Annotated in this window: 14 protein-coding genes; 2 read left to right on the top strand and 12 right to left on the bottom strand. The window is 70.2% G+C overall.

From position 1 onward, the window contains the following. Window positions 1-108 precede the first annotated feature (108 nt). From ACZ48Z_RS08035 to ACZ48Z_RS08020, 4 genes are all read right to left on the bottom strand, one after another. Window positions 109-402 (bottom strand): hypothetical protein, encoded by a 294-nt coding sequence (locus tag ACZ48Z_RS08035; RefSeq protein WP_389104749.1) that lies wholly within the window; start codon window positions 400-402, stop codon window positions 109-111. A 40-nt stretch (window positions 403-442) separates the two neighbouring features. After that, on the bottom strand, window positions 443-1,453 hold the full coding sequence (locus ACZ48Z_RS08030; protein ID WP_468734957.1) for an LLM class F420-dependent oxidoreductase: 1,011 nt from the start codon (window positions 1,451-1,453) through the stop codon (window positions 443-445). Window positions 1,454-1,556: 103 nt separating this feature from the next. Continuing rightward, window positions 1,557-2,366 carry a DUF5336 domain-containing protein gene (locus ACZ48Z_RS08025; protein WP_468734956.1) on the bottom strand — a complete coding sequence of 270 codons (810 nt, stop codon included), beginning with the start codon at window positions 2,364-2,366 and terminating at the stop codon, window positions 1,557-1,559. Between the two features lie 85 nt (window positions 2,367-2,451). Then, entirely contained in the window at window positions 2,452-3,381 is a 930-nt protein-coding gene (locus ACZ48Z_RS08020) for an N-acetylmuramoyl-L-alanine amidase (protein ID WP_468734955.1), read from the bottom strand. A gap of 119 nt (window positions 3,382-3,500) precedes the next feature. Between ACZ48Z_RS08020 and ACZ48Z_RS08015 the strand changes: the two genes are divergently transcribed. Then, entirely contained in the window at window positions 3,501-3,716 is a 216-nt protein-coding gene (locus ACZ48Z_RS08015) for a chaplin family protein (protein ID WP_468734954.1), read from the top strand. A 13-nt stretch (window positions 3,717-3,729) separates the two neighbouring features. On the opposite strand, the gene ACZ48Z_RS08010 is transcribed toward ACZ48Z_RS08015, so the two are convergent. The 7 genes from ACZ48Z_RS08010 to ACZ48Z_RS07980 form a co-directional block, all read right to left on the bottom strand. Further along, on the bottom strand, window positions 3,730-4,380 hold the full coding sequence (locus ACZ48Z_RS08010; RefSeq protein WP_468734953.1) for a class I SAM-dependent methyltransferase: 651 nt from the start codon (window positions 4,378-4,380) through the stop codon (window positions 3,730-3,732). A gap of 98 nt (window positions 4,381-4,478) precedes the next feature. Beyond that, window positions 4,479-5,672, bottom strand: a complete 1,194-nt coding sequence (locus tag ACZ48Z_RS08005; RefSeq protein WP_468734952.1) for a sialidase family protein — start codon at window positions 5,670-5,672, stop codon at window positions 4,479-4,481. Further along, window positions 5,660-6,193 (bottom strand): RICIN domain-containing protein, encoded by a 534-nt coding sequence (locus tag ACZ48Z_RS08000; RefSeq protein ID WP_468734951.1) that lies wholly within the window; start codon window positions 6,191-6,193, stop codon window positions 5,660-5,662. Before ACZ48Z_RS08000 ends, ACZ48Z_RS08005 begins: the two co-directional genes overlap by 13 nt. Before the next feature lie 89 nt (window positions 6,194-6,282). Then, window positions 6,283-6,654, bottom strand: a complete 372-nt coding sequence (locus ACZ48Z_RS07995) for an RICIN domain-containing protein (protein WP_468734950.1) — start codon at window positions 6,652-6,654, stop codon at window positions 6,283-6,285. Between the two features lie 175 nt (window positions 6,655-6,829). After that, a complete protein-coding gene (locus ACZ48Z_RS07990; RefSeq protein WP_468734949.1) occupies window positions 6,830-7,819 on the bottom strand; it encodes a helix-turn-helix domain-containing protein in 990 nt (329 codons plus the stop codon). A gap of 128 nt (window positions 7,820-7,947) precedes the next feature. After that, entirely contained in the window at window positions 7,948-9,687 is a 1,740-nt protein-coding gene (locus ACZ48Z_RS07985; protein WP_468734948.1) for an MFS transporter, read from the bottom strand. A gap of 195 nt (window positions 9,688-9,882) precedes the next feature. After that, window positions 9,883-10,029: a hypothetical protein gene (locus ACZ48Z_RS07980; protein ID WP_468734947.1), complete on the bottom strand. Its 147-nt coding sequence runs from the start codon at window positions 10,027-10,029 to the stop codon at window positions 9,883-9,885. A gap of 28 nt (window positions 10,030-10,057) precedes the next feature. On the opposite strand from ACZ48Z_RS07980, the gene ACZ48Z_RS07975 reads away from it, so the two are divergent. Next, window positions 10,058-10,261, top strand: a complete 204-nt coding sequence (locus ACZ48Z_RS07975) for a hypothetical protein (RefSeq protein ID WP_468734946.1) — start codon at window positions 10,058-10,060, stop codon at window positions 10,259-10,261. 4 nt (window positions 10,262-10,265) lie between these two features. Here the strand turns inward: ACZ48Z_RS07975 and ACZ48Z_RS07970 are convergent, their stop codons facing one another. Then, window positions 10,266-10,898 carry a response regulator gene (locus ACZ48Z_RS07970; RefSeq protein ID WP_468735231.1) on the bottom strand — a complete coding sequence of 211 codons (633 nt, stop codon included), beginning with the start codon at window positions 10,896-10,898 and terminating at the stop codon, window positions 10,266-10,268. Window positions 10,899-11,249: the final 351 nt, after the last annotated feature.

Genomic DNA, 11,249 nt, shown 5'->3' with positions numbered 1-11,249 from the left:
TTCCCCGCGCCCCTAGGGTGGCCTCGCTGTACCCACCCAGGGGCGCGGGGAACTGCGCGACCAGCCACGACGGCGCCGCAGACGACGACGGCACCCCGAGCGGAGCGTTCAGTGGCGGTGGGCCCGGTTGGCGATGGCGTGGCCCACGAACAGGTAGACGACCGCTGCCAGTCCGTAGCCCGCGACCACGCGTGCCCAGGCCTCGTCGAAGGTGAACAGGTCGTAGGACCAGCCGGCGAGCCAGCGGGCGGCATCGTGGATGAACTGCACGAAGTCGTTGCCCGGGTTGGCGTCCAGCAGGTACATCAGGATCCACAGGCCCAGAATGAGGGCCATGATGTCGGCGACGATCGCTATGACCGTCCCGGCTGAATTGGCACCACCGCGTGTGTGAGTGGACATGGTGTTCGAATGGCCGCGATTTCCCGGGCGAAACCTGGCCTCACGCGTTGAGCTCCGCCAGCACCCGCAGCGACTGACGGTCCGGAGCCAGCGCCAGCAGGTCCGTCACCGGGCCCTTGCGCCACAACTCCAGCCGCTCGGCGATCCGTTCGCGCGGGCCGACCAGGGAGATCTCGTCGGCGAAGGCGTCCGGCACGGCGAGCACGGCCTCCTCACGGCGGCCCTCCAGGAACAGCCGCTGGATCCTGCGCGCCTCCTCCTCGTACCCCATGCGGGCCATCAGGTCGGCGTGGAAGTTGCGGGCCGCGTGGCCCATGCCGCCGATGTAGAAACCGAGCATCGTCTTGACGGGCAGCAGCCCCTCGGCGACGTCGTCGCAGACCCGCACCTGGGTCATGGGCGCGACCAGGAAGCCCTCAGGGGCGTCGGCGAGCGAGTCCGCGTACACCTCGGGCCGCTCGGGTGACCAGTACAACGGCAGCCAGCCGTCGGCGATCCGGGTCGTCTGGGCGACGTTCTTCGGGCCCTCGGCGCCCAGCAGGATCGGCAGGTCCGCCCGCAGCGGGTGCGTGATCGGCTTCAGCGCCTTGCCGAGACCGGTACCGTCCGCGCCCCGGTACGGGTGGGAGTGGAAGCGGCCGTCCACCTCGACCGGCCCCTCGCGCCGCAGCACCTGCCGTACGACCTCGACGTACTCCCGGGTCGCGGTCAGCGGCGACTTCGGGAACGGGCGGCCGTACCAGCCCTCGACGACCTGCGGCCCGGACAGCCCGAGGCCCAGCATCACCCGCCCGCCGGAGAGGTGGTCCAGGGTGAGGGCGTGCATGGCGGTGGTGGTGGGGGAGCGGGCCGCCATCTGGGCAATGGCCGTACCCAGCTTGATCGTTGAGGTGTGCGCCGCGATCCAGGTCAGCGGCGTGAACACGTCCGACCCCCACGACTCCGCCGTCCACACCGAGTCGTAGCCGAGCCGCTCCGCCTCCTGGGCCAGCGGCACATGGCCGGGGACGGGGCCGCGACCCCAGTAGCCGAGCGCAAGTCCGAGTCGCACGACGCCTCCTGACGGTATGTCAGCACTTCGGGCCGCTCGCGAATGTACGGCAACGGCCCCCCGCCCGGAAGGGCGAGGGGCCGTCGTACGACCTGGAAAGGACTCAGCCGCGCTGGATGCCGCTGGTGTCCTGGAGAACGCCGCGGCGGCCGTCCTGGGTCTGGGCGACCAGGCCCGGACCACGCTGCTCGACGGCCAGGTACCAGGTACCCGGGGCGAGTTCGGCGATCGGCGTCGGTGAACCGTCCTCCGCGAACAGCGGACGCGGCACCGGCACGGCGAACCAGAACGGCGAGAACTCCGCGGCCGGCGGCTGCGGAGCCTGCTGCTGGGGCTGCGCGCCGAACGGCTGCCCCGGCTGCGGCTGACCGCCGTAGGGCTGACCCGGCTGCCCCTGCTGCCCGGGCTGGCCCGGCTGCTGGGCGCCCGGGTAACCGTAACCACCGGGCGGCTGGGCGCCGTAGGGCTGCGGCTGGGGCGGCTTGGGGGCCGGGATCAGGGCTGCCTGGAGGGCGGGGACGAGCGGGCTCGCGACAGCGGCACCGGCGAGCACCAGCGCGCCGATCAGGCCGAGGATCAGGCCGATGCCGGAGCTGTCCGCGTCGATGGTCCACCACAGCAGCGACCACAACGTCGCGACCGTCAGGGCGACTCCGACCGTTCCCAGGTCGAGGCCGACCACCTTGCGCGGCTGGGGAAGCAGACGGGCCGTCACGATGAGCGCGGCACCGGCCACACCGATCATGTAGGTGCCGAGTCCGAGCCCGAGCGAAACGTCCCAGGCGTTCGGAATGTTGGCCGTGTCGCAGAAGCTGCCGCTGCAGTCGGCTACGTCGAGGAACGAAGCGATGAACAGCAATACCGCTGCGCCGATCACCACGCCGTCGCCCCGAGTCAGGGAGCGGATATTCACTTCAGGTCCTTCGTAGTCGTCTCGTCGTCGGTAGACCTTATCGCCCGCCCGTGCGGAGCGTACGACGGGTTCGCGGCCCTGATCGTCACCCGCGCAGGAATCTCACGATTCCCTCAGAGATTCCCTGCGCGGCCTTCTGTCGCCACGCGCCGCTCGTGAGGTGGGCGGCGTCCTTGCCGTCGCGCATGTTGCCGCACTCGATGAACACCTTGGGGACCGTCGACAGGTTGAGACCGCCCAGGTCGGTGCGGGTGACCAGGCCGGTGCCGTCACCTACGTAGTTGGAGGGCCCGCTGCCCGTCACGTGCCGGAAGCCGGCCGCGACGAACCTGCCGAGTGCGGCGGAAGGGGCCACGATCCGGCGGGTGTCGGCGATGCCCTTGTGCACGCGGCCCGGCAGGATCACGTGGTAACCGCGCTGTCCGGCGGCCGCGCCGTCCGCGTGGATCGACACCACCGCGTCGGCCTTCGCCCTGTTCCCGATCCGGGCCCGCTCGTCCACACAGGGTCCGTAGGGACGGTCGCCGTCCTGCGTCAGCTTCACCGTCGCACCCTGCTTCTCCAGCAGCGCGCGCAGCCGGTGGGCCACGTCGAGAGTGAACTTGGCCTCCGCGTAACCGGAGTTGGTGGACGTCCCCGTCGTATCGCATTCCTTACGGTTCGTGCCGATGTCCACCTTGCGGTTGATCTCGGCCGTATGACGGAAGTTGGTGAGGTTGTGACCCGGGTCGATGACGACGACCTTGCCCCTGAGCGGGGTGGCGCCGAGAGCCTTGTCGTCGGTGGTGGTCGAGGAGGCGGCCGGGGGAGCTGCCGCGGAGGCCGTCGGCGTGGACACGGCCACCCCGCTCCCGTCGGCCGCACCGCCTCCGTCGGCCGCATCGCCCACCCCCGCGTGGACGAGCCACCCGAGCAGCGCGCCCGGCACGAGCACGGCGAGCGCGACGGTGAGGGAACGGCGCCGGGAACGGCGGGGCTGGGAAGAAGGATCGAAGTCCGGGCCTACGTACGACACGACAGCCACCCTAGCGGCCAGTCACCGGCACGGCAGGGCGGTGGCCGGCGAGCGGGTCGCTTCATCCGAACGGCACCGCCGATGTCGCTCACGGCCGACCGATATGCCGAGAATCGCCCATGAGATCACCTGTGCGTGTCATATCCAGCGTCCTCACCACCGTCGCCGTCGCCGGGGCGGTCGTACTGGGCGCGCCGGTAGCCCAGGCCACCCCGTTCCCCTGCACCCCGCCGGAGGACGCCTGTGCCGTCGACTACGTCTACGGTCAGCCGGGCGTCGGAACGGGCAATGTCATCCAGACCCCGGTCGACATCGACATCAACGCGAAGCCCTGAGGACCGCGGGGCCTCAGATCCCCGCGCTCACCCGCCGCAGCACACGCAGCGTGCCGGCGGCGGAGACCTCCGTGAACGCCCCCGACTGCAGGGCCCGCAGATAGATCCGGTACGGCGCCTGGCCGGTGAACTCGTCCTTGGGGTCCGGGTGCACGTCGTGGATGAGGAGCAGCCCGCCCTCCGCGACGTGCCGCGCCCAGCCCTCGTAGTCGGCGCTCGCGTGCTCGTCGGTGTGGCCGCCGTCGATGAAGACGAGGGCGAGAGGGGAGTTCCAGATCTTCGCGATCTGCGGGGAACGACCGACCAACGCGACGATGTGGTCCTCCAGGCCCGCCTTGTGCAGGGTCCGGCGGAACGTCGGCAGGGTGTCCATCAGGCCGATCTCGGGGTCGACCGTCTCCGGGTCGTGGTACTCCCAGCCGGGTTGCTGCTCCTCGCTGCCGCGGTGGTGGTCGACGGTCAGCGCGGTGACACCGGCCGCGCGGGCGGCGTCGGCGAGCAGGACCGCGGAACGGCCGCAGTACGTGCCCACCTCCAGGAGCGGCAGCCCGAGAGAGCCGGCCTCGACGGCGGCCGTGTAGAAGGCGAGGCCCTCGTCCACCGGCATGAATCCCTTCGCCGCCTCGAACGCGGCCAGGATCTCGGGCTTGGGTGCCGCGGTCATGGGCGGGGGCCTTCCGGTCGTACGTGCGTGTGGGCGCCCCATGCTGCCGTACCCCCTGGTCGGCGGGCGACAGGGGGTACGGCGGGATGCGCCACACGTCAGGGCGCGCCTGAAATATCCAGCTTGTTCACCTTGATGCGAGTGGTGTCGAACTCCCAGGTGACGAAGAACTTGCCCGGCGCGTACTCGTCGGCCATCGGGTACGTGTCCCAGCCCTTGCCGGTGCCGGCCGGTGTCGTGTCCTCCTCGCTCGCGAGGCCGTCGGCGAACTTCGTGGTGGCGCTCCAAGCCGTCGCGCCGGGGCGCTTGGTCTTGTAGTAGAGGGCCAGGCGGGAGTTCTTGTCGCCGGTCGTGTAGATGTACAGGAGCTGGCCGTTGCTGTCCTTGCCGAAGTAGCTCCTGGCCGCGTCGTTGCTCGGCAGACCGGTGGCGGTGGCGAAGGCCGTCCAGTTCGCGCCGCCGTTGGTACTCGTGGCCGTGACGGCTTCGGCTTCTCCGCTGCGGGCGACCATGATCAGCGTGTTCGAGTTGTCCGGCGAGACGGCGACCTGGTTCTCACCGGCCAGGTGGGTGAGCCCGCCCGCCACGGTGCCGGCCGTCCATTTCGTCAGGTCCGCGCCCGAGGAGATCAGCACGCCGTTCTCCCGGCCCGATGCCCAGAACGGGATGACGGTGTTGCCGTTGGCCAGCTTGAGCGGGCGTCCGGAGATGGCGAGGTTCTTGTATCCCTCGTCGATGGTGGTGGTCTCCGGGAGGTCGAGCGGCAGCTTGACGTTGGCGGAGTAGTCCTGCCAGGTGTGCCCCTGGTCGGTGCTGCGCTTGACGACGATGCCGTTGATCGGCAGGCCGTCGTTGTTCCAGGTGTCGCCGTCGCCGTCCTCGTCGCCCGGGTCCGCGATCGGGGTGCGCCCGAGGAACGCGAACAGCTCACTGCCCGACTTGTAGAGCATCACGTAGTGCCAGGCGTACTGGTCGGTCTCCTGGGCCAGCGTCTTCGGGCGGCTCCAGGTCTTGCCACCGTCGGTGGTGTACGAGTACCGCATGTAGCCCATGTCCCGGTTGCCGGGCCGCAGGCCTTCCCGCCACGCCACGACCGCGTTGCTGGCGCTCGTGCTGATGATGTCCGGCGTGCGGGGGCCGTCGCCTCCGGTCACCGTGTTGATGTACACGGACTTCTCGGCGAACGGGTCCTCGGCGGATGCCTGGCCCGGCATCAGGAGGCCGGTCAGGACGGCGAGGACGAGTGCGGTCAGGAGCGCGGTCCAGCCGCGCTTGCGGGTTACCACAGCCATTGCCGATCCGGGTTCGGGGTCACAGCGGTCAGGGCGTCGCAGGTCCACTGGCCCACCTGCACCTTGGGGGTCGGGTCGCTGCCGAGGATGGCGAGGCACAGGCCGCTCTGCGCGTTCCGCAGCTGGTCGAGCTCGTCGTGGATCCAGACCTGCTCGTCGTTCTGGGTCTGTTGGCAGGGGTACTGGATGGCCTTGAGCTTGGTGTCCGCGACTCCGCCGGGGATGGCCAGGCACTGGCCGCTCGCCTTGTTGACCACGTGGTAGCCGCCACCGGTCATCGGCTGGAGGGACCAGTAGTTACTGTCGCTGTTGCTGCACGTGTACTGGAACATGATCGTGCCCGGGTCCTGGTCGGAGAGCGGGTTGGCCAGACAGAGGCCGGTCGCCATGTTGTAGAGGCGTGCGTTGGTGACCGCCTCGGCGGCCGCGGCGGTCGGCGTCGAGCCGGCCAGGGACGAGCCCGCGAGCAGGGGAGTGCTCAGCAGGGCGGCGGTCGTCACAGCGACGACGTGTCTTCTCATTCGGATCTTCTCATTCGGAACGTTCCTCGGTTGCTGTTCGACGAGCAGGGAGCGGCCCTCCCCCGTCATGAGGGCCGCTCCGTTGCCTCCTACCAGAGCCAACTCTGGTCGGCGCTGGTGGAGCAGGTCCACTGGATGGCCTGGGTGCCGTTGGTCGTGCTGCTGTTGGGGATGGCGAGGCACTTGCCGCTGTTCAGGTTCCGGACCAGGTAGCGGTCACCGTTACCGCCTTCCACCCACTCCAGCTGCCACTGCTGCTCGCTGTTGCCGCTGCATCCCCACTGGATCAGGCCGACGCCGTTGGCCGTGCTCGCCTGGGGAACCGCCAGACACTTCGACGTTCCCGAGTTCAGCAGGGTGGCGTAGGCGGTCGCTCCCGCGTTGGCGGGAGTGGAGAAGGCCAGGGCACACACGGCTGTGGCGGCGACTGCCGCGACTCTCGTGATCGTTTTCCTGAACATGACGGCGATGGTTCCTCTGGGCCAGCTGAAGTGATCGGTCGAGTGCGACCGCCTGATCAGCATGGAGGTGGCCATCGGGACTGTCGTTAGCGCTGCGTCCACTGCGACTTGGCGACGCGTCTACAGCCCTCTGCCCGTGCCCCTGGTTCCCGCCACGGCTCAACGGCCCTACGGTCTACTGCTGTTCGGTCGTCGCCCCGAACCGGTGCTCCGTGGGCGAGAGGCCGTAGGCGGCGCGGAAGGCACGGGTGAAGTCCGAGGCGCGGGGGAAACCCCAGCGGGTCGCGATCGCGTGGATCGGCGTGGCACGCAGCATGGGGTCCGCCAGGTCCCGGTGGGCCCCCTCCAGCCGTCGGCCCCGGATCCACGCCGCGACTGTCTCGCCCCCCGTCTGCTGCTGGAACAACCGGTGCAGATAGCTGAGCGAGATGTGGTGCGCGGCGGCGATCAGCGGTGGAGTCAGCCCCGGGTCGTGCAGGTTCTGGCGGATGAACTCCTGGACCCGCAGCCTCATGACCTGCCCGCGGGTCTCCGGCGACAGTGCGGCCTCCGCGTCCAGCGGCTCGGCGAACCAGACCGACAACAGGTCCAGCAGAATCGTGCCCAGACGCGATGTCGCGGACGGGGGGAGGAAATCGGCCTGCCGGTCCAGTCCGACGAGGAAGTCCGCCACCAGGGCACCCGTTCCCTCCCGCGCCGACAGCGGCCTGCTCAGCAGTGCCTCGACCCGGTCCGGTGACACGGGCAGCAACGCCTTGGGCAGCTGCACACCCACCCCGCTGATGACGTGCCCGCGCTCGGTGCCCAGCGATCGCACGTCGCACGGGCGCGAGGTGTCGCACACCCACAGGTCGCCCGTGCTGTAGGTGTTGGTCCGTCCGGCATGCTCGAGGCTGATCCTGCCCCCGCGTATCAGCGACAGCTGGTACTGCTCGGGGTCTTGCTGGCGGACCAGCTTCGGGTTGCGCCGGAACCGTGTCGGCGCGAAGACCGTGGGCCAGACCACCACCGGACCCAGCTCAAGGAACCGCTGCTCCGCCCGGTAGTCGGCGAAGTGGTCACTGATCACCTCGCTGGGGGCGATAGTCCGGCCCATCAGCTCACGCCAGTAGTCGAATCTGTCCGCCACCGGCACGTCCGTGCTCTTGAACAGCGTTCCGATCATCCTGTCCCCGTCCCCGCCCTCGGTCTCCGTCGGAGCCTGTCGACGACTCCGCCCCGCCAGGATTATCGGCCGTCGTACTCGGCGGAGGGACCCTGAGCGGGGCGGGGCGGGGCGGGGGAAGGGCCGGGTCAGCGAACCGCGGCCGTGTCCGACGGCAGCGACAGGTCCACGTCGACCGCGTTGTCGTCGCCGGCGTGGGTCGCGGAGGAGGCGAGCGGGCCGTGGCCGGTGGCGCGGGCGGCCAGGACGTACGCGCCCTGGGCCGGAACGACGAGGGCGTAACTGCCGTCCTCGGCGGAGAGCGTCGCGCCCGCCTGCCGGCCACGCCGGTCGATCAGCGTGACCTTGGCCCGCGGGACCGGAGTGCCTGCGGCGTCCAGGACGCGGCCGCGGAAACCGCTGAGCGTCTCCTCGGCGCGTTCCAGGTTGGCGTCCTCCTCGCTGCTCGCCCGCAGCTGCGGCGCGCGATTCGGCTTCGGCAGGAACAGGGCCATCAGCAGGCCGATCGCCACCGCTCCGGTCGCGATGAGGAAGGACACCCGGAAGCCGTGCATGGTCGGTACGGCGACTCCGCCGACGTTGTTCGCGGTGTTCGCCAGCACCATTCCGATCACGGCGCTCGACACGGACGTACCGATGGAGCGCATCAGCGTGTTGAGACCGTTGGCCGCGCCCGTCTCCGACGCCGGCACCGCGCCGACGATCAGGGCGGGCAGGGAGGAGTAGGCGAGACCGATGCCGGCGCCCAGCACGACCGCGATCACGAGGCTCTGCCAGGCGGCGCTCATCAGACCGAGCCCCGCGCCGTAGCCGATCGCGATGATCAGCATGCCGAGGATCAGGGTGACCTTGGGGCCGTACTTGGCCGACAGCCGGGCGTACACGGGAGCCGTGAACATCATCGTCAGGCCCAGCGGCGCCACGAGCAGACCCGCGGTCACCATCGACTGGCCGAGACCGTAGCCGGTCGCCTTCGGGAGCTGGAGCAGCTGGGGAAGGACCAGCGAGACCACGTAGAAACTGACGCCGACCATGATCGACGCGAGGTTGGTGAAGAGGACGGCCGGGCGGGCCGTGGTGCGCAGGTCGACCAGCGGGGCCTTCAGCCGCAGCTCCATGACGCCCCACAGGACGAGGACGAGCGCGGAAGCGGCGAAGAGGCCGAGCGTGGTGCCGGAGGTCCAGCCCCAGTCACTGCCCTTGGTGATCGGCAGGAGGAAGAGGACGAGACCGGCGGAGAGACCGATCGCGCCCGCGACGTCGAAGGTGCCTTCGGCGCGCGCCGGGGACTCCGGTACGACGAGGAGGGTGAGGGCGATCGCGAGCGCACCGAGGCCCGCGGCGCCGTAGAAGAGGGCGTGCCAGTCGGCGTGCTGGGCGATCAGGGCCGCGAGCGGCAGGGCGAGACCGCCGCCGACGCCGATCGAGGAGCTCATCAGGGCCATCGCCGAGCCCAGCTTCTCGCGGGGCAGCATGTCCCGCATCAGGCCGATGCCGAGCGGGATCGCGCCCATGGCGAAGCCCTGGAGGGTACGGCCGGCGATCATCGTGAGCAGGTCGCTGGTGAGCGCGCTGACCAGGGCGCCGACCACCATCACGGCGAGGCTGAGGATCAGCAGGCGGCGCTTGCCGTACAGGTCGCCGAGGCGGCCCATGATCGGGGTGGCCACGGCGCCCGAGAGCAGGGTGGACGTCAGGACCCAGGTGGCGTTGCTGGGCGCGGTGTCCAGCAGCTGCGGCAGGTCCTTGATGACCGGGACGAGCAGGGTCTGCATCACCGCGACCACGATGCCCGCGAAGGCGAGCACCGGGACGACAGCGCCGGACGCTCTCCGGGTGGGCGGCTGGTCGGTCGGCGTGTGCGTCATGTGAGGGAGGCCTCCGGGCCTGGGCGTCGGGTTACGTGTGGCTTGAACTACGTATGCATGGGCAACTATTCCGATGCTTTGGCGTACTAACGAATTCTTTATGTTCTCTTGGGGAAACGGGGGCGGGGTGGGTGGATAGGGCGGGGTGGGCAGGGCGGGGTGCCTTGGCTGCCTCGGGTGGTTTGCCCGCCCTGCCTAGGTTTGCGTCCTGTCGAGGTCGAGGTCGAGGTCGAGGTCGAGGTCGAGGTCGAGGTCGAGGTCGAGGTCGAGGTCGGGGTTGGGGTCGGCTCGGTTCGGCTTGAGAAAAGTTCTCGGAGTGAGGCAACGGTCCTGGCAGCTCATGGACTCCTTTGGACATCTAGGAGGTCCCATGGGGGATCGGAAGCAGGCTCGGGACGAGGAGTTCCAGAGCTTTGTCATCGGCCGCAACGAGACGACCGTGGTGGAGCGGGTCGCCGCCGGGACCGCCCCCGACGTCCCGGCGATCCGCTCGCCGAAGGGCTCCCCGTACGACTGGTTCGTGTGCCTGGCGCCTAAGGGCGTCGAGTACAAAACGGCGGAGGTGATCGGCTAGAGGCTCACAGCCACCCCTGCTGCCGGGCTGCCCGTACCGCCTCCATCCGGTTGCGGGTGCCCGTCTTGCCGATGGCGGAGGAGAGGTAGTTGCGGACGGTGGACTCGGAGAGGTGGAGCCGGTCCGCGATGTCGGCCACCGTCGCGCCGTCCGTGGAGGCCTTGAGAACGTCACACTCACGGGCGGTGAGCGGGTTCGGACCGGCGCTCAGGGCGGCCGCGGCGAGCCCGGGGTCGATCACGGTCTCACCGGTCAGCACCCGGCGGATCGAGGCGGCCAACTCCTCCACGGGGCCGTCCTTGACTAGGAAACCGGCGGCGCCCGCCTCCATGGCACGGCGGAGGTAACCGGGTCTGCCAAAGGTGGTCAGGATCAGCACCCGGCAGTCCGGCGCCTGGTCGCGCAGTTCGGCGGCGGCGTCCAGACCGCTCATGCCCGGCAGTTCGATGTCGAGAAGCGCCACGTCGGGGCGGTGGATCAGCGCGGCGTCCACGATGGCGTCCCCCGCCGCGACCTGCGCCACCACCAGGATGTCCGGCTCCATCCCGAGCAACAGCGCGAGCGCCCCGCGCATCATGCCCTGGTCCTCGGCGAGCAGCACGCGGATGGACTTGGCGGGGCGATGGTCCCGGGGCATCTCGTTCACGGCCCAAGCGTAGGGCGCGCGGCCGGGAGCGGCAGGGCTGCAACTCCGTCGCGCTGACGCGCAGGCTCCTTGAGAACTGAAGAGTGGACGACTTCCGGGGACCGGACGGGAGCGGGCGGGGAGTTGGGGGGCCGGCCGGGGCGGGTCGGCGGAGCGCCCATGGGGAGCCGGGGCAGAGGGGAGCCGGGGTGGGACGTGGATCGGCTGAGTGCGGCGGGGGAGTTGAGGTGGGGACGGGATTGGAGGGGAGCGGTCGGGGGGTTGAGGTGCGGACGGGTTCGGCGGGGAGTGGTCGGGGAGCAGTCGGGCGGTCGGGGCCGGCGGGGAGCGGGCGACGAGCCC

It is taken from the genome of Streptomyces sp. NPDC031225, assembly GCF_055570355.1.
The sequence above is the reverse complement of the archived record's forward strand: the minus strand, read 5'-3'. Positions and strand labels throughout refer to the sequence as shown.